The following is a 23,853-nucleotide window of genomic DNA, read 5'->3' on the forward strand; positions in this document are numbered from 1 at the left end:
TAAGGGAGGTGCTCTCCCAGCTGAGCTAATCACCCACTTCGGTACTTCACAATAAGAAATTTAGCTGGCGAGAAAGTGGTGGGTGATGACGGGATCGAACCGCCGACCCCCTCCTTGTAAGGGAGGTGCTCTCCCAGCTGAGCTAATCACCCACTTCGGTACTTCACAATAAGAAATTTAGCTGGCGAGAAAGTGGTGGGTGATGACGGGATCGAACCGCCGACCCCCTCCTTGTAAGGGAGGTGCTCTCCCAGCTGAGCTAATCACCCCCGCTGTGTGGAGTCGCATTATAGGGAGAGTTGAAAATGAGTCAACGCATTTTCTAAAGAAATTGTTCGTTCGTCGTAAATTTAAGCAAAACGATCGCAAATCGATCCATCAGGTATGATTTCTATACGAAAATAGCAAAGCCCACGGTTCGGGCCGTAACAACATTGAGGAATCAGGTGGGAGTGATAGAATACCGAACGTCAATTTTTCCCGGATTTGCCGGCTGTCGGCATCTTTATCAACGTAAGGCCATTTCATGAAAATCAAAACTCGCTTCGCGCCAAGCCCGACAGGCTATCTGCACGTCGGTGGTGCGCGTACTGCTCTCTATTCCTGGCTTTTTGCACGTCACCACGGCGGTGAGTTTGTGCTGCGTATTGAAGACACCGATCTCGAACGTTCTACCCCGGAAGCTATCGAAGCCATTATGGATGGCATGAACTGGCTGAGCCTGGAATGGGATGAAGGCCCGTATTTCCAGACTAAACGTTTTGATCGTTATAACGCCGTGATTGATGAGATGCTGGAAGCGGGCACCGCCTATAAATGCTATTGCTCGAAAGAGCGTCTGGACGCGCTGCGTGAAGAGCAGATGGCAAAAGGCGAGAAGCCGCGTTATGACGGTCGTTGCCGCCACGGTCACGAGCACCATGCTGACGATGAGCCGTGCGTCGTGCGTTTCGCAAACCCGCAGGACGGCTCTGTCATTTTCGACGATCAGATCCGTGGACCAATCGAGTTCAGCAACCTTGAACTGGACGATCTGATTATCCGTCGTACCGACGGGTCTCCGACTTATAACTTCTGTGTCGTTGTGGACGACTGGGATATGGAAATCACGCATGTTATTCGTGGTGAAGACCATATCAATAACACGCCGCGCCAGATCAACATTTTGAAAGCGCTGAACGCGCCGGTGCCGGTGTATGCGCACGTTTCCATGATCAACGGCGACGACGGAAAAAAACTGTCCAAGCGTCATGGCGCGGTAAGCGTCATGCAGTATCGTGACGACGGCTACTTGCCGGAAGCATTGCTGAACTATCTGGTACGTCTCGGTTGGTCCAGTGGCGATCAGGAAATCTTCACCCGTGAAGAGATGATCAAACTGTTCTCCCTGGGGGCGGTCAGCAAATCCGCCAGTGCGTTTAATACTGAGAAATTGCAGTGGCTGAACCACCACTATATCAATACGCTGGCGCCGGAATATGTGGCTACGCACCTTCAGTGGCATATCGAACAAGAACATATCGATACCCGCAACGGCCCGCAGCTGGCTGAACTGGTGAAACTGCTGGGCGAACGTTGCAAAACGCTGAAAGAGATGGCTCAAAGCTGCCGTTATTTCTATGAGGATTTCGCTGAGTTCGACGCCGATGCCGCGAAGAAACACCTGCGTCCGGTTGCGCGTCAGCCGCTGGAAGTGGTGCGTGACAAACTGGCGGCAATTAGCGACTGGACGGCTGAGAACGTGCATCATGCGATTCAGGCTACTGCCGATGAGCTGGACGTCGGGATGGGCAAAGTGGGGATGCCGTTGCGCGTCGCCGTCACCGGCGCGGGTCAGTCTCCAGGCTTAGACGTTACGGTACACGCGATCGGTAAAACCCGTAGCATCGAGCGTATCAATAAAGCGCTGGCGTTTATTGCTGAGCGTGAAGCACAACAGTAATCCGTTATGGAACCAGGCCGGAGAGGGCGGTTATGCCTCCCGGCCTGTTATCTGCTGACGTTGCGCTTATTGCGCTTCCGATTCCTCAATGCCCAGACGGGCGAGAAAACAACGAATACCTTCGCGCGAAAGAAATAACGCCAGCTTTTCCTGTTCCGTTTCTGACATATTCTCTACGGCATCAACGATCTGCCGAAAGGCATGACTGCGTGCGCCGGGATGGTAATCGGCCAGCGGTTCTTCGGCCTGATAAAATGCGTAATGATTGCGAAACGCAGGGATGTTCAGAATGAATTCCCGCACGCGGCTGTCGATGTGTACCAGTCTTGCCCGACCGCCTTTCACGCCAGGAAATTTTTCCGTTTCCCATTTTTGCTCACGGATCCAACGATTGACGGTTTGTCTGGCGACCCCGAGGCAGTCCGCCAGCTCTTCGGTGGTCATCTTGCTGCGTAATCTTTTCATAATTATTTGCTGTCGCGGATCCCTAAGCGTTGTAACAAACCGGTAATCCCTTCCCGAAGTAGCAAGGAAGTGATTTTTTTCTGTTCCGCAGGCGTCATTTCTTTCGCCAGCTTGATCAGCAAAGCTTCAAGCGACGCATCGCCAGGGGACGACAATGCGTCCGATAACCCCTCCGCCGAACGCTCTGCGCTGCGGATATATTCACGAACCTGTTCGTTTACGTGCACCAGACGCGCTTTACCGCCCTGAACGCCCGGTTTCGGCGATGTCACCCATCCCTCTTTACGCACCCATTTATTGATGGTCTGTCGGCTGTAACCGGTCAGATTGGCGAGTTCTTCCGGCGTCATCCGCTCCTTGAACATAACAATTCCCTGAATAGTCGTGTGGTTAATTAGTGGTTCATTTTATAGCACCATTTTAGTAGAAACCGTGACGCGTTTAACTACTGAATGCGAGTTGATACGCAATGTTCTTCATTTGTTTGCTTTTTCAGCGATTAGCGTCAGGGGCTTTAATTTGCCGTTGACACGTGCGAAGGGAATTCATATGATGCCGCCCGTCAACTCGACAAGCTTTACGTGACGGGGCTATAGCTCAGCTGGGAGAGCGCTTGCATGGCATGCAAGAGGTCAGCGGTTCGATCCCGCTTAGCTCCACCAAAAATTGCACCCAACAATTTTGGTACGTAAAGAGATCGTGGGGCTATAGCTCAGCTGGGAGAGCGCTTGCATGGCATGCAAGAGGTCAGCGGTTCGATCCCGCTTAGCTCCACCACATTCCGAACCCTCGCTGCGAAGCGGGGGTTTTTTTATCTCAGCAATTCTTCCTGTTTTGTAATACAGTTTCTGATGAGACAGAGCCTGTTTGACACAAGGTTGCCTCGTTTTCTGGTCGCCATAGGTTTGCTTCGCGGTGTGAATAAACTTATCATTTATGTGATTAATCGTGCGTTTCGTGAGAGCAGTCAATCCATGCCAGTTAAGCATAACCTGATAAATAATATAAGAATATTCGCGCTTGCGATAACGCTCTCCATTGCTGCCATTCAGTTTTCACGCCTTATTTCTCCTCTTGCTATCGTTGACGCCAGCTATATCTATCTCTCCTGGTTACCGCTGTGTGTGATGCTGGCCATTCTGCTTATTTTTGGCAGACGCGGCGTGGCGCCGATTGTGCTCGGCATGTTAATCACCAACGAATGGAATTTGCACCTGCCGTTTACCCAAAGCCTGGTGCTGCTCTTTTGCCAGATGCTGTCTGTTCTGGGCGTGTGCGCGCTGGTGCGTTGGCGGCTGGGCTCGCGCTGGCGACATGGTTTACCAAACCGGAATATCTGGCGTCGGGTAATATGGCTAGGTTTTGTCGCCCCGATAGGGATGAAGCTGAGTATGTATCTGGCGGGTTATTACCTCGACTTTCCGGTCGCTGTTTCCACCTTTTTTGGCACCGCAGTGGCGATATTTACCATTGTCGACATCCTGAGCCTGATCTCTGCCGCGCTGATTTTTACGATGCTTTTCTATTATCCGATGCGGATGATAGTGAACCCCCGTTATGCGCGAATCTTCTGGCGCAGAGACATCGCCCCGGCCCTTGAGAAAAAACAGCGCGCGTTCACGCTATGCTGGCTGGCAGTCCTGGCTGCGCTGCTGGCGATCATGTGCGCTCCCTTCGACAATGATTACATCGCGGGGTATATGGTGCCGGTCTTTTTCATTGTCTTTACCATCGGCGTCGGCAAACTCAGCTACCCGCTGTTGAACCTCAGTTGGGCGGTGTCGACGCTGTGCCTGCTGACCTATAACCGAAATTTCCTGCAGGGCGTCGGCTCAGAGTATTCGCTGGCGTTCATTCTTTCCGCGCTGATCTCGTTCAGTATCTGTTTGCTGTATATGACGCGCATTTATCAGCGCAGCAGTTGGCTCAATCGCCGCTGGCACCAGCAGGCGCTGACCGACCCGCTAACCCGCCTGCCGAATTTGCGCGCGCTGGAGCAATTTCTGCAAAACGAGGCGGGGCAGAGCGTGTGCTGCCTGCGACTGGATAACCTGGAATTTTTGAGCCGGCACTATGGCATGCTGATGCGCGTACACTGTAAACGGACGGTATACCGCACCCTCGAACCTCTGCTGCTGGATAACGAAAAGATCTTCCAGTTGCCTGGCAGCGAGTTATTACTGGTGCTGAACGGCCCCGAAATGGATGCGCGTTTGCAGCATATGCTCGACCTGCTCAACAGCCGCAAAATTATCTGGAACAATACCGGGCTGGATATGGGGTACGGCGCTTCCTGGGGCGGCTGGGACGGAAAGGCGGAGACCTTACAGCCTTTGCTTGGGCAACTAAGCTGGCTGGCCGAGCAGTCCTGTGCGCATCACCGGGTGATGGCGCTCACCAACAGCCTTGAAGTCGCCACTGGACAGACGACCGAACGCGTACTGTTGCTCAATAAAATTCGTAAAGCGCTGGATGACGGCGATCTGCTGCTTTACGCGCAGCCGATCCGCGACTGTGAAGGCAAAGGCTATGATGAAATTCTGGCGCGGCTGAAAAGCGATGACGGGGTTATGACGCCGGATCAGTTTATTCCGCTGATCGCTCAGTTTAACCTCAGCGCACGCTTTGATCTGCTGGTGGTTGAAGCCTTGCTGACGTGGCTTTCAGCGCATCCTTCCAGTGAACCAGGGCCACGCTTCTCGGTTAATTTAATGCCGCTAACGCTGCTGCAAAAAGAGACCGCCCCGCGGATCATTCGCCTGTTTAATCGCTACGGCATCGCGCCGCAAACCGTGATTATCGAGATTACCGAAGAACAAGCGTTCTCTAACTCGGAAGTCAGTATGCAAAATATTGAACAACTGCATAAGTTTGGCTTCAGAATCGCTATCGATGATTTCGGTACCGGATACGCCAACTATGAGCGCCTGAAGCGCCTGCAGGCTGACATCATTAAAATTGATGGCGTGTTTGTGAAGGACATCCTGAACGATTCGCTGGATGCCATGATTGTGAAGTCGATAACCGATCTGGCGAAAGCAAAATCCTTGAGCGTGGTCGCCGAATACGTTGAAACACCAGCGCAGCGGGATCTGCTGTTAAGTATGGGCGTGAATTATTTGCAGGGCTATTTGATTGGGCGGCCTCTGCCGCTTGACGCGTCGCAGACGTAAAAAAGCCGGAGAAAGCGTCTCCGGCTTTTTCATTACGCTGTTGCCTTACAGAACCAGCGCGGCGATAGACGCAGAGAGCACGCTCACCAGCGTAGAACCGTAGACCAGTTTCAGACCAAAGCGGGAAACAACGTTACCTTGTTCCTCGTTCAGACCTTTGATGGCGCCGGCAATAATCCCGATGGATGAGAAGTTAGCGAAGGACACCAGGAACACCGACAGGATCCCTTCCGCGCGCGGAGAGAGCGTAGAGGCGATTTTCTGCAGATCCATCATTGCGACGAATTCGTTGGAAACCAGTTTGGTCGCCATAATACTGCCCACCTGCAGCGCTTCGTTAGACGGTACCCCCATCACCCACGCAACCGGGTAGAAGATATAGCCCAGGATGCCCTGGAAGGAGATGCTGTAGCCGAACCAGCCGGTCACGGTAGCGAACAGGGCGTTCAGCGCGGCGATCAGGGCGATAAAGCCGATCAGCATGGCCGCAACGATAATCGCGACTTTAAAGCCAGCCAGGATGTACTCACCCAGCATTTCGAAGAAGCTCTGGCCTTCGTGCAGGTTAGACATCTGGATATTCTCTTCGCTGGCATCAACGCGGTACGGGTTGATCAGCGACAGAACGATAAAGGTACTGAACATGTTGAGCACCAGCGCAGCCACCACATACTTCGGCTCCAGCATGGTCATGTACGCGCCAACGATAGACATGGAAACGGTCGACATCGCTGTCGCCGCCATGGTGTACATACGGTTGCGGGACATTTTGCCGAGAATATCTTTATAGGCGATAAAGTTCTCAGACTGGCCGAGGATCAGCGAACTTACCGCGTTAAAGGATTCCAGTTTACCCATGCCGTTGACTTTGGATAACAGGAAGCCGATCGCGCGGATGATCACCGGCAGCACGCGGATGTGCTGAAGAATACCAATCAAAGCGGAGATAAAGACGATTGGGCAGAGCACCTTCAGGAAGAAGAAAGCCAGACCCTGATCGTTCATGCTGCCAAAGACGAAGTTGGTACCTTCATTGGCGAATCCGAGCAGTTTTTCGAACATTTCGGAAAAGCCTTTCACGAAGCCCAGCCCGACGTTGGAGTTCAGGAAGAACCACGCCAGTAAAACTTCGATAACAAGCAACTGAATAACATAACGAATGCGAATTTTTTTACGGTCACTGCTTACCAGCAATGCGAGGATCGCAACAACGGCTAGCGCCAGGACAAAATGAAGGACGCGGTCCATATTTGCTCCAAATATGAGGCAGGTTTAATTTCCGTGCACATTCTATGTAACAGATACAAAGAAAACGAGATCTAACACACACTATAATCAGGACCTGTGACGAGATTCAAAAATAGTGATCACGCATACACTTCTGTTATGGCTAGTACCGAAGTGAATAGTTACGTCCTTGTGCTAATCTTATTACGATTGTTAAACATGCCGCGGGCATTTTCCGTATCCGCAGACCTTATCGTTCCAGCCTATCTGAGAAATCATTATCACCTGTCGCTGTTGCATTTGATAACCATTCTCATTAGGCGTAGCATTAAACATAGCAAAGGCTATATTTCCGGGGCACAAGATGACAGACGATCGCGTTGAGCGTAGCAGTGGAAGGGCAGCGCGCAAGTTAAGGCTCGCATTAATGGGACCTGCGTTCATCGCAGCTATCGGATATATCGATCCGGGCAACTTTGCCACTAACATCCAGGCGGGCGCCAGCTTTGGTTATACGTTGCTGTGGGTAGTGGTTTGGGCAAACCTGATGGCAATGCTGATTCAGGTGTTGTCAGCGAAGCTGGGCATCGCGACCGGCAAGAATCTGGCCGAACAGATTCGCGACCATTATCCCCGTCCGGTGGTGTGGTTTTATTGGGTGCAAGCGGAAATTATTGCGATGGCGACCGATCTCGCGGAGTTCATCGGCGCGGCGATTGGCTTCAAACTGATCCTTGGCGTCTCGCTTCTGCAAGGGGCGGTGCTAACCGGTATTGCCACGTTTCTGATCCTGATGCTGCAGCGTCGGGGGCAAAAGCCGCTGGAAAAAGTGATCGGCGGCCTGCTGCTGTTTGTGGCAGTGGCGTATATTGTCGAACTGATTTTTTCCCGGCCAGGCCTTACGCAATTAAGTAAAGGGATGATCATTCCCAGCTTGCCGAACGGCGAGGCGGTTTTTCTGGCCGCCGGGGTGTTGGGCGCAACGATAATGCCGCACGTCATTTATCTACACTCGTCTCTTACCCAGCATTTACACGGTGGAACGCGCCAGCAGCGCTATGCTGCAACGAAATGGGATGTCGCGATTGCGATGACGATTGCCGGATTCGTCAACCTGGCGATGATGGCGACCGCGGCTGCGGCGTTTCACTTCAGTGGTCATACCGGGGTAGCCGACCTCGATCAGGCCTATCTGACCCTTGAACCTTTGCTCAGTCATGCGGCGGCAACGGTTTTCGGACTGAGTCTGGTCGCTGCAGGGCTGTCATCAACGGTTGTGGGGACGCTGGCCGGACAGGTGGTCATGCAGGGTTTTGTGCGTTTCCATATTCCTTTATGGGTTCGCCGTGTCATCACCATGATGCCGTCATTTATTGTCATTTTACTGGGGTTGGATCCGACGCGGATACTGGTGATGAGCCAGGTGCTGTTGAGTTTTGGTATCGCGCTGGCGCTGGTGCCGTTGCTGATCTTTACCAGTGATGGCGCGCTGATGGGTGAGCTGGTGAATACCCGCAGAGTGAAATTAATAGGCTGGATGATTGTCGTGCTGGTTGTGGTGCTGAATATCTGGCTGCTGGTGGGAACGGCGCTGGGACGGTAAAGAATAAGCCGGGTGAACCACCCGGCTTAGTGAGGTATTGAACGGCTTAATCGTGGTGTCTGTGACCGTGGCCGCGTCCACGTCCGCGATGGTCGTCACGGTCGCGCCAGCCTTCACGGTATCCGCGCTCGTAAGCTTTGCGTTTATCCCAGCCGCGGTGTTTGCCGTTATCATGTCGCCACCAGCGGTCGCCACGCCATTCATAGTGACGATGCCAGTAATCACGGTCGCGCCAGTAGCCACCGTCCCAGTATCTGCCATAGTCGTCGCGATCGCCAATGTGTAATTTTATCGATGGCAACAGGGTGATTTCTCCCGCGTTTGCGGCCAGCGGTGCAAAAGCCAGCAAGGCTGCCGCGAGAATCAGTGACCTGAACATACTTTTTTCTCCTTCACGATCGAAGCCGTAATCGGCCTGTTAACGCAATTTTACGAGGTAGTAAAGTTGCGTTTTATCGCCTTAACTCTTAAATGATGAAGGAGAGCACGAAATGCTAAAGGCGTCGTTAATCTTCGCCCTTCAGTATGCTGTCGATCGCGGCGCACTCCTGCGGGGTGAACGCCCGGTTCGCCAGCATTCCAACGGCATCTTCGATCTGCGCGGGCTTACTGGCGCCAATCAGCACCGAAGTGACGTTATCGTTACGCAGCACCCACGCGAGCGCCATTTGCGACAGCTTTTGTCCACGCTTTTCCGCCAGCGCGTTTAACTGACGCACTTTTTCCAGCTTTGCCTCTGTCAATTGTTCCGGTCTGAGGAAACGGCTTCCGCTCGCCGCGCGGGAGTCGGCTGGAATACCATTAAGGTAACGATCGGTGAGTTGTCCACCTGCGAGCGGTGAAAAGGCGATACTACCCACCCCTTTTTCCTGCAATAGCGCGAGTAATCCGTCTTCAACCCAGCGCTCAAAGAGGGAGTATTTAGGCTGATGAATCAGACACGGTGTGCCTAAATCATTGAGGATATCGATGGCTTCACGGGCGCGGTCGGCAGGGTAGTTCGATAGCCCTACGTACAGCGCTTTGCCCTGACGCACCACATGGTCCAGCGCTTTCATGGTTTCCAGCAGCGGCGTGTCGGGATCCGGACGATGGTGGTAGAAAATGTCCACGTACTCCAGCCCCATGCGTTTCAGGCTTTGATCGAGGCTGGCAATCAGGTATTTGCGGGAACCCCAGTCGCCATACGGGCCGTCCCACATGGTGTAGCCCGCTTTGGTGGAGACGATCAGCTCATCGCGCCAGGGAAGAAAATCTTCCTGCAGAATGCGGCCAAAGTTACGCTCAGCCGACCCCGGCGGAGGACCGTAGTTATTGGCAAGGTCGAAATGCGTGATGCCGAGGTCAAACGCCCGTTGTAGCAGCGCCCGACTGTTCTCTACCTGGGTGGTATCACCGAAGTTATGCCACAGTCCGAGCGATATGGCAGGCAGCTTCAGGCCGCTCTGACCGCAGCGGTGGAACATCATATTCTGATAGCGATTTTCATCAGGCTGGTAAACCATTGTGTTTCCTCGCGGTGAGTTCAGCTTTACAGTGTATACGTTTACACTGCCTCTTTTTCAATCACATTCTGCGCCGCGCCGCCTGTAAAGGCTGCTTTCCACTCCCATCGCGGGTACTTTCTGGACAGGCCACACGGTTATTCAATACTCAACATGTGATGACCTTCAAAAGGAAAGCTGCCATGCAAAATCCCTATAGCGTTGCGGATTACCTGCTTGATCGACTGGCAGGCTGTGGGATTGAACATCTGTTTGGCGTACCGGGCGATTACAATTTGCAGTTCCTTGATCATGTCATTGACCACCCGGCTGTCCGCTGGGTGGGGTGTGCGAATGAACTGAATGCCGCTTACGCCGCCGACGGTTATGCCCGCGTGGCGGGGGCTGGGGCGCTGCTCACTACCTTTGGCGTTGGGGAACTGAGCGCGATTAACGGTCTGGCAGGCAGCTATGCTGAATACGTGCCCGTATTGCACATCGTCGGCGCTCCCTGTAGCGGGGCGCAGCGCCGGGGAGAACTGATGCACCACACGCTGGGGGATGGGGATTTTCAGCACTTTTACCGTATGAGCCAGGCTATCTCTGCCGCCAGCGCGGTGCTGGATGAACACAACGCCTGCTATGAAATTGATCGCGTAATGCAAATTATGCTGACCTCTCGTCGTCCTGGCTACCTGATGTTACCCGCAGACGTGGCGAAGCGCCCGGCGTTCCCGCCGACCAGAGCGCTCTCTTTGACGTTGCCAGAATCGCAGGAGAGCGTGGTCACCGCGTTCCGCTATCAGGCTCGCAAGATGCTGATGAACAGCAGTCGTGTGGCGTTGCTGGCTGACTTTCTTGCCTGGCGATTCGATTTACAGCCAATCCTGCAACGCTGGATGGCCGAGACGCCCATGCCTCACGCGACCTTGCTCATGGGCAAAGGGCTGTTTGACGAACAGCAGCCGGGTTTTGTTGGCACCTACAGCGCAGGAGCCAGCAGCGAATATGTTCGTGAGATCATCGAAGGCGCGGATACCACCATTTGCGTGGGGACGCGTTTTGTCGACACGCTTACTGCCGGATTTACCCAACAGTTTGCGGCGCAGCGCACGATAGACATTCAGCCGCAGGGCGCCCGGGTCGGCCAGACCTGGTTCAGCGGTTTATCGATGGAACAGGCCGTGACCACCCTGCGAGAGCTGTGCCTGGAGCTGTCGTTTGCGCCGCTACCCGTGAAGCCCGCGGGCGAATCAGCGAGGGACGAAAAAGGACCGCTGACCCAGGAAAACTTCTGGCATACCGTGCAGCAGGCCCTCCAGCCAGGGGATATCCTTGTGGCGGATCAAGGAACGGCAGCCTTTGGCGCAGCCAGTCTGTCACTGCCGACCGGCGCGGAACTGCTGGTGCAACCGCTGTGGGGATCGATTGGTTATGCGCTCCCGGCGACCTTTGGCGCGCAGTTGGCGGCGCCCGGGCGGCGGGTGATACTGATAACCGGCGATGGCGCGGCACAACTGACGATTCAGGAAATAGGATCGATGTTGCGGGAAGCATTGTCGCCTGTCATTCTGCTGCTTAACAACGACGGATATACCGTTGAACGGGCGATCCACGGTGAAACACAGCGTTATAACGACATTGCGCCGTGGAACTGGACCCAGATACCCCGCGCTTTCAGCCTGAAGGAAGGCGCGGCGTGCTGGCAGGTCAGTCAGGCTATCCAACTGAAAGAGGTGCTGGCGCGCCTGTCGCAGCCACAGCGGCTGTCGTTGGTTGAAGTGATACTGCCAAAAGCCGACGTACCGGCGTTGCTGCGCGCGGTGACCCGGGCGCTGGAGTCACGCAACAGCGGATGACTATTTTTCCCGTCGGTGAGCAAGCATCATCGGTTTGCCGGCCAGCAGCAGCCAGGCCGGCAGCATAACGATGCACAACAGCGGCAGCAGATTGGCGTCGGGCACCACCACGGCGGCCATAAATAAACTGAGCCAGGCGTCGCGGGTAACAACCAGCACCATGCCGAGAATCGCGCAGGAGACGGTAATCGCCGCCGGTACCGCGTCGACATGCGCGTGCAGCATCAATCCTAATGCGACGCCGACAAAGACAGCCGGGAAGATTCGCCCGCCGCGAAACCCGCAGGCGGCCGCCACTACCAGCGCCGCGAGTTTGATCACCGCCAGCAGGAAAAAGTCCGTAGCGCTAAGGGTCTGACTGAACGCCATCTGTTGCATTTCATCCAGGCCTTTAAACAGCGACAGGGGACCGCCAATCACCCCCAGTACGCCGAGCATGAATCCGCCGACGCCAAGAATAAGCACCGGGTTTTTTAGCCGATGTAGCAAAAAATTCAGACGCGGCAGGCACCATACCGCCACCATCCCTGCGGCTATGGCGATCGCCGCGACCACCGCGCCGCTGAAAATATCCACTAGCCGCATTTGCGTGTAATGGGCAATGGGCAGCGAAAAATGAGGATGGAAGAACAGACTGGTGGTCAAAGACCCTGCCGCTGCGGCCATCAGCGGGGCGAAAAGACGATCCCAGAGCGGAACATCGTCAGAACTGTTCAGCGTTTGCGAAAAGATCAGCGCGGCAGCGACAGGGGTGCCAAACAACGCGCCAATCGTGCCTGCGGAAGCCAGTATCGTCCAGTCGAGTGAGTTTACCCGCGGCATTAAACGACTGCCCAACGCTACCGCCAGCGCAATATTCACGGCCATGATGGGATGTTCCGGCCCGAGGCTAACCCCGCCTGCCAGCCCCAGCACCAGCGCCACAATCAGGCCTGGCAGCGCGCCAGGCGCGACCGGGGCGCTGATCAACGGCTCGGTCGCCGGATCGGGTCCGGCGTGACCCGGGCTGTAGCGGATCACCAGTCCCACCAGTACGCCGGTCAGCGTCAGGATAAGCATTATCCAGGCTGGGGAATCCGGGACAAGTCCGAAACTGCCCGGCAGGCGCTGCCACAGGACAAGCTGCAATACTGAAGCAAATTTCATTACTACAATAAGGACTAAACTTGACGCTATCCCAAGAATTAACGCGGGAAGCGACAATAACAGCATGGTTCTGGCTCGCGGATGGAGCATGGTTTTTTCCTTAATGCCGAATCTCGCGCTCAGTTTGCCGCAGTTGCCTTTCAGCGACGCGGCAAATGGTGCTGAAACGATAAAGTTATTGTGTGACCGGGATCGATATTTTCAGGGGACTTGCCTTTCTGGCGTTGTTGTTATGCCCCTGTGAATTTACAGTGTGGCAAAGACTTATTTTGACTTTAGCGGAGCAGTAGAAGAATGACAAAGTATGCTTTAGTGGGCGATGTGGGCGGCACCAACGCGCGCCTTGCTCTGTGTAACGTCGACAGCGGTGAAATCTCGCAGGCCAAAACGTATTCCGGCCTCGATTATCCCAGCCTCGAAGCCGTTGTCCGGGTTTACCTCAACGAACATCAGGCGAGCGTGGAAGATGGGTGTATCGCGATCGCCTGTCCGATCACCGGCGACTGGGTCGCTATGACCAACCATACCTGGGCATTTTCTATTGCGGAAATGAAAAAGAACCTCGGCTTCAGCCATCTCGAAATCATCAATGATTTCACCGCGGTGTCGATGGCGATCCCGATGCTGAAGAAAGAGGATTTAATCCAGTTTGGCGGGGCGGAGCCGGTTGAAGGTAAGCCTATTGCGGTGTATGGCGCCGGAACCGGGCTGGGCGTGTCGCATCTGGTACACGTCGACAAGCGCTGGATCAGCCTGCCGGGTGAAGGGGGGCATGTGGATTTCGCCCCTAACAGTGAAGAAGAGGGGATCATCCTGGAAGTGCTGCGCGCCGAAATCGGTCACGTTTCCGCCGAACGCGTACTTTCCGGACCGGGTCTGGTGAATCTGTACCGGGCGATTGTCAAAGCAGATGGCCGTCTGCCGGAAAATCTACAGCCAAAAGACATCACCGGGCGGGCGCTGGCGGACAGCTGTATCGACAGCCGTCGCGCGCTGTCGCTTTTCTGCGTGATCATGGGGCGCTTTGGCGGCAACCTGGCGTTGAACCTTGGTACCTTTGGCGGCGTGTACATCGCTGGCGGCATCGTGCCGCGTTTCCTTGAATTTTTCAAAGCCTCCGGCTTCCGCGGCGCTTTTGAAGATAAAGGACGTTTTAAGGCTTATGTGCAGGATATTCCGGTTTATTTGATTGTTCATGATAATCCCGGTCTGCTTGGCGCAGGCGCGCATCTGCGCCAGACGTTAGGGCAAATTCTTTAGTCGGATGCCGGACGGCCGCTTGCGCTGTCCGGCGCCGGATACCCATTCTCTTTGTCAACATGACCTGAATGTTGTCGATTGGCTATATGAAGCTGACATGGGAAAACACGCTTCCTGCCACAGATAGTCAGGACATTCTTCTCAACAAACTCTCTCTGGATAGCCGCGAGACCCATACGCATTATGGTCAGCGTATATTTGAAAAATCATCGAACTTGCCCGTGGCCGCCAAAAAAATTATTGATGGCTGGAAGGGCCTGAGGACAATGACCACGCTAATCGGTTTTACGTCCGACTGGGTATGTTGCGCATTAGGGACACCGTTTTCGAAGGCCTTGTCGTAACCATATCTTCTCCCCCCTGACGCGCCTTAATTTAGTGCTGTGACAGCCCCATCATTTCAATGCGAACAAATATGATTTACCATATGTGTCTGGAAAGGCTTATGGAGCGAGAAATGCGGCAACCTGTTCAACTTTTCAAAATTCTCTCGGACGAAACCCGACTCGCCATTGTCATGCTACTTCGGGAATCCGGGGAGATGTGCGTTTGCGAAATCTGCGCGGCTACCGCCGTCTCACAGCCTAAGATCTCGCGGCATATAGCGATTCTGCGCGAGGCCGGGCTTGTCCTTGACCGTCGTGAAGGTAAATGGATCCACTATCGTCTGTCACCGCATATGCCGGCGTGGGCGGCCGAGACGATCGCGATCTCCTGGCAGTGTCTGCGCGACGACGTGCGTGACGGGTTGGCGAAGTCTGCCCGCACCTCCTGTTAAATCAAATATCATATACGTATAAACATATGTTGGAGCCTGAAATGCTGTTGGCAGGGAGTCTTTTTTTACTTACGCTGGTACTGGTTATCTGGCAACCCAGGGGGCTCAGTATCGGCTGGAGCGCGACGATCGGGGCAGTTCTGGCGCTGGGCACGGGCGTCATTCATTTCGATGATATCCCCGTAGTCTGGAATATCGTCTGGAACGCGACCGCCGCTTTTATCGCCGTGATCATTATCAGTTTGTTACTCGATGAGTCCGGTTTCTTTGAATGGGCCGCGCTACACGTCGCCCGATGGGGGAAGGGACGTGGGCGCTTGCTGTTCACCTGGATAGTTTTGCTCGGCGCCAGCGTTGCCGCGCTGTTTGCCAACGACGGCGCCGCGCTGATCCTGACGCCGATCGTTATTGCGATGCTGCTTGCGCTGGGCTTCAGCAAAGGCGCCACGCTGGCCTTTGTCATGGCGGCGGGGTTCATCGCGGATACCGCCAGTCTGCCGCTGATTGTTTCTAACCTGGTGAATATCGTTTCGGCCGATTTCTTCAGTCTGGGCTTTACGCAGTACGCCTCGGTTATGATCCCCGTGGATCTGGCCGCGATTGCCTCGACGCTGGTGATGTTGCACCTTTTCTTTCGCCGGGATATTCCGGCAACGTATGCGATCTCCCGACTCAACGCTCCCGCCAGTGCGATTAAAGATCCGGCGACCTTCAGAGCAGGCTGGATGGTTCTTCTGTCCCTGCTTGTCGGTTTCTTTGTTCTGGAACCGTTGGGGATCCCCGTCAGTGCGATAGCGGCAGTGGGCGCGGCAGTGCTGTTTGCGGTGGCGAAAAGAGGCCGTGTGATTAATACTGGCAACGTCCTGCGCGGCGCTCCCTGGCAGATCGTGATTTTCTCGCTGGGCATGTATTTGGTGGTTTACGGACTGCGCAATGCGGGACTGACGCTGTATCTGTCTGGCGTGTTGAATCTGCTGGCGGACAAAGGGATCCTCGCCGCAACCTTTGGGACCGGCTTCCTGACGGCGTTTCTTTCGTCGGTCATGAATAATATGCCGACCGTGCTGATTGGCGCGCTGTCGATTGACGGGAGCGCCGCGAATGGCATCGTCAAAGAAGCGATGATCTATGCCAATGCGATCGGCTGCGATTTAGGGCCAAAAATCACGCCTATTGGCAGCCTGGCGACTCTGCTGTGGCTGCATGTGCTGGCTCAAAAGAATATGACCATTACCTGGGGCTATTACTTCCGCACGGGGATCGTCATGACCCTGCCTGTGCTGTTTGTGACGCTCGCCGCGCTGGCCTGGCGGCTCTCTGTCACTTTTTAATGAGATACTGAAATGAGCAACATTACCCTTTATCACAACCCGGCCTGCGGCACTTCCCGTAACACGCTGGAGATGATCCGTAACAGCGGTCACGAACCGACAATTATTTATTATCTTGATACCCCGCCCACCCGTAATGAACTGAGTAAGCTCATTGCCGATATGGGGATAACGGCGCGTGGGTTATTGCGTCAGAACGTTGAACCGTATGCCCTGTTGGGCCTTGAAGAAGACCGCTTTACCGACGAGCAGTTGATCGATTTTATGCTTCAGTATCCGATCCTGATTAATCGACCGATCGTGGTCACGCCGCTTGGCACCCGTTTGTGCCGGCCTTCGGAACGTGTGCTGGATATTCTTCCTGACGGTCAGAAAGGCGCATTTACCAAAGAAGATGGAGAAAAGGTGATTGACGAGACAGGGAAACGGCTGAAGTAATCTGCCGCCGCGTGACGTTATCCAGGGGAACAACCCGTTTTAAGCGGCAATGTCAGCGGCGTTCCTCGTGCTGATTATCGTCATCCCGAAAAATCGGTCTGCGCTACGTCAGCTTGCAGGTATAATCACAAAAACTCCCTAACAGATTCAGACGGCAAGATGACAAAACTTACCTTACAGGAGCAAATGCTCAAAGCGGGACTGGTCAGCAGTAAAAAGATGGCTAAGGTCCAGAGAACGGCGAAGAAATCACGTGTTCAGGCGCGGGAAGCCAGAGAAGCGGTGGAAGAAAATAAAAAAGCCCAGCTTGAGCGTGACAAGCAACTCAGCGAGCAGCAGAAACAGGCCGTTCTGGCGAAGGAACTGAAAGCGCAGGTGAAGCAGCTCATCGAAATGAACAGGATCACCGTGGCCAAAGGTAATATTGGTTTTAACTTCACCGACAATAATCTGATCAAGAAAATCGACGTTGATAAGCTCACTCAGACGCAGCTGATCAATGGTCGTCTGGCCATTGCCCGTTTGGTCAACGACAGCAACGGCGAAAATGAATACGCGATTATTCCGGCGAGCGTTGCCGATAAGATTGCCCAGCGTGATGCGAGCTGTATTGTCCTGAACAGCGCGTTGAGTGCGGAAGAAGCTGAAGAAGACGATCCGTATGCTGATTTCAAAGTGCCTGATGATTTGATGTGGTGATGAACGGCTATTCATCCCGGCCTTTAGGCTTTACACTGCGCGCGTTAAAATAATCCGGTATGAACAACAGGCGGTAATGGCGATGAACGGAACAATCACAACGTGGTTTAAAGATAAAGGCTTCGGATTTATCAAAGATGAAAATGGCGATAATCGCTACTTTCATGTGATTAAGGTCGCCAATCCGGAGCTGATTAAGAAAGATGCTCAGGTCACCTTCGAACCCACCACCAACAACAAAGGGCTGTCGGCGTATGCGGTGAAGGTCATTCCGGACAGTAAATATATTTACATTGCGGGCGAGCGGCTTAAGCTTACCTCGATCAAATCGTTTGTGGTCTTCAGCGAAGAAGTGCCTGTCGATGCCCCCATCGATAAAGAAAATGCGGTGTTGTCGGTCGGTGTTCTGATGAGCAATATCCGTCCAAAATCTGCCGTGAAGCCGGGCGAGATGCGGACCGTGAAAAAGCTGGCGATCACCACCTTTCAGGGAACGACGTTGATCTTTTCCGAAGATGAGATTGACGTGGACGCCACGGTGAAGTTGCTCAAAATCTAACATTGCGGCGTGCAAACGGGCGCGATGCGCCCGGTTACCCCTTCACAGATGCATAAGCTGTCTGAACTCTTTCACCTTACTCCGGCTCACCGGCACCTCAAATTCCAGATCTTTTAGCCGCAATATATAGGTATTGTTGAACCAGGGTTCGATCTCGCGAATTTTGTTCAGGTTAACGCAGAACGAACGATGGCAGCGGAAGAAATGGGCAGGCGGCAGCTTATTGCAGAACTCCGTGAGGTTGAAAGGCATAACGTATGAATCACGCCGCGTATAGACAAACGTCATTTTTTCATGCGCTTCGGCGTAATAAATATCGTTGATCGGCGTGACGATGATCCGCTCGTCTTTAACCAGATTGATGGTGTCATTTTCCCGTATAACCGCGCCCGCCGTTGCCGCGCCGGACTGCTGCAGGTGCCAGGCTGCTTCCAGTTTTTGCAGCATTCCAACAATGCGGGACTCCTGATACGGCTTGAGAATATAGTCAAATGCTTCCAGTTCAAACGCTTCCACCGCATGCTCTTTCCAGGCAGTGATGAACACAATAAAGGGCTTATGCGCGAACTGACTGATATTCTGCGCCAGCAGCACGCCGTCGAGGGACGGGATGTTGATATCCAGAAAAATGGCGTCGACGCGGTTATGCTGTAAAAACTTCAACACGTCCAGCCCGTCGTCAAACGTGCCGACAATATCCATCTGGCTATGCTCTTTAATCAGCCAGCTCAGTTCCTGCTGGGCAAGGAATTCATCTTCAACAATGATGACTTTCACTGTATTCCTCCGGATTAAAGCAATAACGTGGCCGGTGAGGCGGCAGTCCGCTGATTGGGAACATAAAAGGCAATCTCGGTGCCCGGTTCCAGACGCCGTATATGCAGGCCCTCCCCGTATAACAGCTTAACGCGATGATGGACGTTAAGCAGACCGATTTTATTGCCAGGCATTTCATTGGATTCGACGCGCGCGATCACTTTCGGGTCGATGCCGTGACCCGTATCGCGCACCGCGATGCGCACCCGATTGCCGCATTCCGCCACGCTGATGGTCACCACGCCTTTCCCTTTACAGGGCTGAATACCGTGGACAATAGCGTTTTCCACCAGCGGCTGAATCAGCAGGCTGGGAATCGCGCAGTTAACCTCTTCGTCGATGTCATATATCACCGTCAACTTATCGCCAAAGCGGGCCTGCTCAATGGCGATATAATCTTTTATCTGATACAGCTCTTTCTTTATGTCGATCTGTTCGTCGTCTTTTAATTCGATGTTATAGCGCAGGTATCGCGACAGGTTAAAAATCAGCTGACGGGCGGTGTCCGGATTCAGTCGGATCGACGACGATATCGCGTTCAGCGCATTAAACAGGAAATGAGGATTAATTTTACTTTGTAGCGCGCGAAGCTCTGCCTTATTTGCCATTTCCCGCAGTTGTTCAGTGCGCGACACTTCCAGTTGGGTCGAAATGATCTGCGACAGTCCCACCGCCATCTCCTGCAGGGATGAAGTGATCTGGTGCGCATGGCAGTAGTAAATCTTCAGCGTACCGGTCACCACACCTTTTTCCCAAAGCGGAATCACCAGCATCGAATGAATTTCCGGCGTTCGGTGCGCTTCATCATTGTTTTTAATAATGATTTTTCCGTAATTGATCGCCTGCCGGGTGGTGGGGCTAATCATGTCGTCGCGATCGCGGTAGTTTGTTTCACCGACGCCTACATAGGCCAGTACATGCTGAGTGTTGGTGATCGCCACGGCGTCGGCATGAATATCATGGCGAATGATTTCGCAGATCTGACGTAGCGATTCGCTGTTCACGTGGCGAAACAGGGGCAGGGTTTTGTTAGCGATGTCCAGCGCCAGTTTGGCCTGGCGCGCCGCGCTGGCCTCTTTTTCCCCTTCAACGCTTCGCACCAGCAGCACAATAAAGCCAATGCAGACGCTGCCGAGGATCATAGGAATACCGATTTTGGAAACGATATCCAGCCCCAGAGCGGTCGTCGGCGCCCAGACGATCACCAGAATCATGGTCAGCGTTTCGCACAGCATGCCGCCTAATATCCCCACGCGCCAGTGCTGCGCTTTAGGGACCCGCTGGTTGATCCAGCCTGCGATGCAGCCTGCCAGTATGCTGGTGATAAAGCAGGGGACGGCGGTGACGCCGCCGATATCGATCAGATAGCGGTGGGTACCGGCAATCACGCCGGTGATGATGCCTACCCAGGGACCAAACAGAATCCCGCCGGACATCACGGCGATGATCCGCACGTTCACCAGCGAACCTTCTACCGGAACGCCTGACCAGGTGCTGAACAGGGCGAACAGCGAAAAAATCGCGGTGACGGCGAGTAGCTCTTTGGGCGTATGGGCCGACTTATGCAGCAGTTCGCGAAACAGTCGGATGCGGATAAGAAAGAACAAGCAGAAAAGCATCAGCGCTGCCCGATCAAACACCGCCAGCAGCATAGTAAATATTTCGTGCACGGAGGACTCTGGCCAAAAGGGGAAAACACTATGATAGGTAACCGTGGCGCCGATCACCAGCGTACTCATCAACCTTTCTAATGAGGAAAAACCCTGTTTTCAAAAGGGGATAGTTAATAAAGCGGTTTAATGACAGGGCCCTTGCAAAAACAGTGGGCAGATTGGTTATTAGTTTAAGGACAAAATGTTATTAAAAAGTAACCTTCGAAACCAGTAAAACTACGATGTTTCCCCGTTTAAAATAGTACTTCCCCTTTTTGTGGGTGAAAAATATTTTCCTTTCCCTCTCGACAGCGAGAAATTATTCAGGCTATTTTCTAAGCGTGCCACCATCGTGGCAGCGTCGCTCGGACGGTCCGGGCGCTAACGTTAATCTGAGGAAATTATGGCTGACTCTCGCCCTGAACGTCGCTTTACGCGTATCGATCGTCTCCCTCCCTATGTGTTTAACATCACAGCTGAACTGAAGATGGCTGCGCGTCGGCGCGGCGAAGACATTATCGATTTCAGTATGGGAAACCCGGACGGCGCGACGCCGCCTCACATTGTCGAAAAATTGTGCACCGTAGCCCAGCGCCCGGATACGCACGGTTATTCCACCTCTCGCGGTATACCGCGCCTGCGCCGGGCGATCTCCCGCTGGTATCAGGAACGGTATGCGGTCGATATCGATCCGGAATCTGAGGCTATTGTTACCATCGGTTCGAAAGAGGGGCTGGCGCACCTGATGCTGGCTACGCTCGATCATGGCGATACCGTGCTGGTACCCAACCCCAGTTATCCCATCCATATTTACGGCGCGGTGATAGCCGGTGCCCAGGTGCGATCGGTGCCGTTGGTGGAAGGCGTCGATTTCTTCAACGAGCTTGAGCGTGCGATCCGCGAAAGTTATCCGAAGCCGAAGATGATGATTCTCGGTTTTCCATCGAACCCAACCGCCCAGTGCGTGGAACTGGAATTTTTTGAGAGGGTCGTGGCGCTGGCGAAGCGGTATGACGTGCTGGTGGTTCACGATCTGGCCTATGCCGACATCGTGTATGACGGCTGGAAAGCGCCGTCGATCATGCAGGTGCCCGGTGCGCGCGACGTGGCGGTGGAGTTTTTCACCTTGTCGAAAAGCTACAACATGGCGGGCTGGCGCATTGGTTTTATGGTCGGCAACAAAACGCTGGTCAGCGCGCTGGCGAGAATTAAAAGTTACCATGATTACGGCACTTTTACGCCGCTGCAGGTCGCGGCGATTGCGGCGCTGGAAGGAGACCAGCAGTGCGTGCGAGACATTGCTGAGCAGTACAAGCGCCGCCGTGACGTTCTGGTGAAAGGGCTGCATGAAGCCGGGTGGATGGTTGATATGCCCAGGGCGTCTATGTATGTGTGGGCAAAAATCCCGGAACAGTATGCGGCAATGGGGTCGCTGGAGTTCGCCAAAAAACTGCTGAATGACGCAAAGGTCTGCGTGTCGCCGGGCATCGGTTTCGGTGACTATGGCGATACGCACGTGCGCTTTGCGCTCATTGAGAACCGCGATCGTATTCGTCAGGCTATCAGAGGTATCAAAGCAATGTTCCGCGCGGACGGGCTGTTGCCTGCTGCGGCAAAGTCCGTTTCTGAATCCGCCAGCTAAACCACCGTTTTAGCGGTGTACCGGGCGGGTGGACATTTTGCCTGATGGCGCTGCGTTTATCAGGCCTTTAGCAGTAAACTCATAGAGCAATGACATAACGCCGACAAAAGCAAACAGGAGCCTGGCGGCTCCTGTTTTTTTGCTGCATTGCTGTCTTTAGATCATCAGGGCAAACGTACCGGCCCAAACGATGACCATAAAAGAAATGCCCATAAAGAAATATTTCACGTTTCATCTCTCCGCGTCGTGACTGATACGCCTGAATGAATTTTCATCTCATTTGATTATAGAGAGCCGGTACCCGCAACACGGAAACTCGGAATGTTCCCGAACTGACCTCTGGCACCGCCTCAGAATTCTGTGCTTCTTTGCTCCAGACGGCGCTAATGTACGCCTAAAAATGGAGTGAGACAAGTGGCATTTTCTTATTTACTTTTAGTAACTTACAAGTGTCGTGATTCGGCGACAGTTTAATTTCCGCCAGTAATAAATTGCACTTCAGCGACGCCAATATCAGGGCAGAAGAGACGCAATAAAACCGGAATAAAATCAAGGTTATTCTGGTTGCAGCAATAAAAAAGGCCTTGCGGCCTTTTTAAACGTAGAGGGATGCTTCACCTAACGGACGGGTTTTGAAGCGGCGGTGGATCCAGAGATACTGCTCCGGCGCGCGCATGATCTCTTTTTCGATGATTTTGTTCATGTAGGCTGCCGCCTGGCTTTCATCCGTCGGATAGCCTTCCATTTGTGGGGTGATATACAGACGATAACCGTGGTTGTCGGCCTTTCTCACCATCGTGACGGTGAGCATTGCCGCCCCCGACAGTCGTGACAGCACATAGGTACCATTCGTGGTAGCGACATTCTTCACGGCGAAGAAAGGTGCGAAGGAACTGCCTTTCGGGCCGTAATCCTGATCCGGCGCAAACCACACGGCTTCGCCTTTTTTCAGCGCGCCGACAATACCGCGAAGGTTGTTTCTGCCAATCATCGCTTTGTTGGAACGCATACGGCCCCGGGTTTGCACCCACTCCATCAGCGGATTGTTATGCGGACGGTAGGTCGCCATCATCGGCTGGCAAAGACCCATGACGCGTCCTCCCAGCTCCAGCGACATAAAGTGCACGCCCACAACCATAACGCCGCGGTTCTGCATCTGGGCGCGTTTCAGGTTATCCAGGCCTTCAACGTCAAACCATTTACGCACGCGACGGTCGGGCCAGAACCAGGCCATGCCGGTTTCCAGCAGCGCCATACCGAGCGAGCGGAAATTTTCAACGATCATCGTTTCCCGCTGTTCGGCGGTATAAGACGGAAAGCAAAGCTCAAGATTTTTACGCGCAATGGATTCGCGGCGTTTCAGAAACGGACGGGCGAGCGTACCGGTACGGGTACCAAGCGCGCGCAGGACAGGGTAAGGCAATTGCACCAGTAACCAGAGAACACCCAGACCAAACCAGGTGAGCCAGTAGCGCGGATGCAAAAACGCGCGGGAAAATTTGCATGTTGGGAACATAGAGACCTTCTGCCGATAATAAATGTTGTATCGCAGAAGATGTGGAGTCCAACGCGGTACACTCAATTCTTAGTCCATCATGTACGACAATGGTTCCCGTAAAGAGTGTAAAACTGCTTCAGGATAAAACCACGAGGGGCATGAATGCTGGACACATAATGTACCATCACCCGATCAACGTCAGCTACAAATAATTAATCAAGAAGCGTAAATATTTTTATGGTGAGGATAAAATAATTACGCTGTTTATAATTTGTTGTTTT

At 53.6% G+C, this 23,853-nt stretch carries 22 protein-coding genes and 4 tRNA genes; 14 read left to right on the forward strand and 12 right to left on the reverse strand.

Annotated features, from left to right (window positions below):
- Window positions 1–76: 76 nt before the first annotated feature.
- A tRNA-Val gene (locus APU02_RS11510) sits at window positions 77–152 on the reverse strand.
- A 41-nt stretch (window positions 153–193) separates the two neighbouring features.
- A tRNA-Val gene (locus APU02_RS11515) sits at window positions 194–269 on the reverse strand.
- Between the two features lie 257 nt (window positions 270–526).
- Here APU02_RS11515 and gltX point away from each other — a divergent pair.
- Window positions 527–1,942 (forward strand): glutamate--tRNA ligase, encoded by a 1,416-nt coding sequence (gene gltX / locus APU02_RS11520; RefSeq protein WP_060570073.1) that lies wholly within the window; start codon window positions 527–529, stop codon window positions 1,940–1,942.
- A 66-nt stretch (window positions 1,943–2,008) separates the two neighbouring features.
- On the opposite strand, the gene APU02_RS11525 is transcribed toward gltX, so the two are convergent.
- Together APU02_RS11525 and APU02_RS11530 are read right to left on the reverse strand one after the other, a co-directional pair.
- On the reverse strand, window positions 2,009–2,407 hold the full coding sequence (locus APU02_RS11525) for a YfeC-like transcriptional regulator (RefSeq protein ID WP_060570074.1): 399 nt from the start codon (window positions 2,405–2,407) through the stop codon (window positions 2,009–2,011).
- 2 nt (window positions 2,408–2,409) lie between these two features.
- Window positions 2,410–2,772, reverse strand: coding sequence for a YfeC-like transcriptional regulator (locus APU02_RS11530; protein WP_060570075.1), 363 nt, complete (start codon window positions 2,770–2,772; stop codon window positions 2,410–2,412).
- A 221-nt stretch (window positions 2,773–2,993) separates the two neighbouring features.
- Between APU02_RS11530 and APU02_RS11535 the strand changes: the two genes are divergently transcribed.
- The 3 genes from APU02_RS11535 to APU02_RS26690 all read left to right on the forward strand — a co-directional run bounded on the left by APU02_RS11535 (window position 2,994) and on the right by APU02_RS26690 (window position 5,580).
- Window positions 2,994–3,069 (forward strand) — tRNA-Ala (locus tag APU02_RS11535).
- Window positions 3,070–3,108: 39 nt separating this feature from the next.
- Window positions 3,109–3,184: transfer RNA gene (locus APU02_RS11540), tRNA-Ala, on the forward strand.
- A gap of 197 nt (window positions 3,185–3,381) precedes the next feature.
- Complete coding sequence (locus APU02_RS26690) at window positions 3,382–5,580, forward strand: sensor domain-containing phosphodiesterase (RefSeq protein ID WP_060570076.1); 2,199 nt, start codon at window positions 3,382–3,384, stop codon at window positions 5,578–5,580.
- A 45-nt stretch (window positions 5,581–5,625) separates the two neighbouring features.
- Here the strand turns inward: APU02_RS26690 and nupC are convergent, their stop codons facing one another.
- Entirely contained in the window at window positions 5,626–6,828 is a 1,203-nt protein-coding gene (gene nupC, locus APU02_RS11550) for a nucleoside permease NupC (protein ID WP_042290810.1), read from the reverse strand.
- A gap of 343 nt (window positions 6,829–7,171) precedes the next feature.
- Between nupC and APU02_RS11555 the strand changes: the two genes are divergently transcribed.
- On the forward strand, window positions 7,172–8,410 hold the full coding sequence (locus tag APU02_RS11555) for an Nramp family divalent metal transporter (RefSeq protein WP_060570077.1): 1,239 nt from the start codon (window positions 7,172–7,174) through the stop codon (window positions 8,408–8,410).
- Between the two features lie 46 nt (window positions 8,411–8,456).
- Here the strand turns inward: APU02_RS11555 and ypeC are convergent, their stop codons facing one another.
- Window positions 8,457–8,789, reverse strand: a complete 333-nt coding sequence (gene ypeC / locus APU02_RS11560) for a DUF2502 domain-containing protein YpeC (RefSeq protein WP_042290806.1) — start codon at window positions 8,787–8,789, stop codon at window positions 8,457–8,459.
- 127 nt (window positions 8,790–8,916) lie between these two features.
- Window positions 8,917–9,915, reverse strand: a complete 999-nt coding sequence (mgrA, locus tag APU02_RS11565; protein ID WP_060570078.1) for an L-glyceraldehyde 3-phosphate reductase — start codon at window positions 9,913–9,915, stop codon at window positions 8,917–8,919.
- Window positions 9,916–10,097: 182 nt separating this feature from the next.
- On the opposite strand from mgrA, the gene APU02_RS11570 reads away from it, so the two are divergent.
- Window positions 10,098–11,753, forward strand: coding sequence for a thiamine pyrophosphate-binding protein (locus tag APU02_RS11570; protein ID WP_060570079.1), 1,656 nt, complete (start codon window positions 10,098–10,100; stop codon window positions 11,751–11,753).
- Here APU02_RS11570 and APU02_RS11575 read toward each other — a convergent pair whose 3' ends face one another.
- Entirely contained in the window at window positions 11,754–12,989 is a 1,236-nt protein-coding gene (locus APU02_RS11575) for an ion channel protein (RefSeq protein WP_060570080.1), read from the reverse strand.
- Window positions 12,990–13,193: 204 nt separating this feature from the next.
- Here APU02_RS11575 and glk point away from each other — a divergent pair, with 204 nt between their 5' ends.
- The 7 genes from glk to APU02_RS11610 all read left to right on the forward strand — a co-directional run bounded on the left by glk (window position 13,194) and on the right by APU02_RS11610 (window position 17,964).
- Window positions 13,194–14,159: a glucokinase gene (glk, locus tag APU02_RS11580; RefSeq protein ID WP_060570081.1), complete on the forward strand. Its 966-nt coding sequence runs from the start codon at window positions 13,194–13,196 to the stop codon at window positions 14,157–14,159.
- A gap of 86 nt (window positions 14,160–14,245) precedes the next feature.
- A complete protein-coding gene (locus APU02_RS11585; protein WP_131729040.1) occupies window positions 14,246–14,503 on the forward strand; it encodes a hypothetical protein in 258 nt (85 codons plus the stop codon).
- Window positions 14,504–14,616: 113 nt separating this feature from the next.
- Window positions 14,617–14,937 carry a metalloregulator ArsR/SmtB family transcription factor gene (locus tag APU02_RS11590; RefSeq protein WP_042290953.1) on the forward strand — a complete coding sequence of 107 codons (321 nt, stop codon included), beginning with the start codon at window positions 14,617–14,619 and terminating at the stop codon, window positions 14,935–14,937.
- Between the two features lie 41 nt (window positions 14,938–14,978).
- Entirely contained in the window at window positions 14,979–16,268 is a 1,290-nt protein-coding gene (locus APU02_RS11595; RefSeq protein ID WP_060570083.1) for an arsenic transporter, read from the forward strand.
- Window positions 16,269–16,280: 12 nt separating this feature from the next.
- On the forward strand, window positions 16,281–16,706 hold the full coding sequence (gene arsC / locus APU02_RS11600; protein ID WP_060570084.1) for a glutaredoxin-dependent arsenate reductase: 426 nt from the start codon (window positions 16,281–16,283) through the stop codon (window positions 16,704–16,706).
- Between the two features lie 159 nt (window positions 16,707–16,865).
- The gene (locus tag APU02_RS11605) at window positions 16,866–17,405 is read left to right on the forward strand and encodes a DUF2058 domain-containing protein (protein WP_060570085.1); all 540 of its coding nucleotides are present in this window, start codon (window positions 16,866–16,868) and stop codon (window positions 17,403–17,405) included.
- Between the two features lie 76 nt (window positions 17,406–17,481).
- Window positions 17,482–17,964 carry a cold shock domain-containing protein gene (locus tag APU02_RS11610; RefSeq protein WP_042290793.1) on the forward strand — a complete coding sequence of 161 codons (483 nt, stop codon included), beginning with the start codon at window positions 17,482–17,484 and terminating at the stop codon, window positions 17,962–17,964.
- A gap of 42 nt (window positions 17,965–18,006) precedes the next feature.
- Here APU02_RS11610 and APU02_RS11615 read toward each other — a convergent pair whose 3' ends face one another.
- Both APU02_RS11615 and ypdA read right to left on the reverse strand, forming a co-directional pair.
- A complete protein-coding gene (locus tag APU02_RS11615) occupies window positions 18,007–18,741 on the reverse strand; it encodes a LytTR family DNA-binding domain-containing protein (RefSeq protein ID WP_060570086.1) in 735 nt (244 codons plus the stop codon).
- 14 nt (window positions 18,742–18,755) lie between these two features.
- Window positions 18,756–20,450 carry a two-component system sensor histidine kinase YpdA gene (ypdA, locus tag APU02_RS11620; RefSeq protein ID WP_120714890.1) on the reverse strand — a complete coding sequence of 565 codons (1,695 nt, stop codon included), beginning with the start codon at window positions 20,448–20,450 and terminating at the stop codon, window positions 18,756–18,758.
- Between the two features lie 385 nt (window positions 20,451–20,835).
- On the opposite strand from ypdA, the gene alaC reads away from it, so the two are divergent.
- Entirely contained in the window at window positions 20,836–22,074 is a 1,239-nt protein-coding gene (alaC, locus tag APU02_RS11625; protein ID WP_042290790.1) for an alanine transaminase, read from the forward strand.
- Window positions 22,075–22,230: 156 nt separating this feature from the next.
- On the opposite strand, the gene ypdK is transcribed toward alaC, so the two are convergent.
- Together ypdK and lpxP are read right to left on the reverse strand one after the other, a co-directional pair.
- Entirely contained in the window at window positions 22,231–22,302 is a 72-nt protein-coding gene (gene ypdK / locus APU02_RS26215) for a membrane protein YpdK (RefSeq protein WP_010723117.1), read from the reverse strand.
- Window positions 22,303–22,669: 367 nt separating this feature from the next.
- Complete coding sequence (gene lpxP / locus APU02_RS11630; RefSeq protein ID WP_042290789.1) at window positions 22,670–23,590, reverse strand: kdo(2)-lipid IV(A) palmitoleoyltransferase; 921 nt, start codon at window positions 23,588–23,590, stop codon at window positions 22,670–22,672.
- Between the last annotated feature and the right edge of the window lie 263 nt (window positions 23,591–23,853).

The sequence above is a fragment of the Citrobacter sp. 50677481 genome (assembly GCF_001463265.1).
Taxonomy (GTDB): domain Bacteria; phylum Pseudomonadota; class Gammaproteobacteria; order Enterobacterales; family Enterobacteriaceae; genus Citrobacter_A; species Citrobacter_A sedlakii.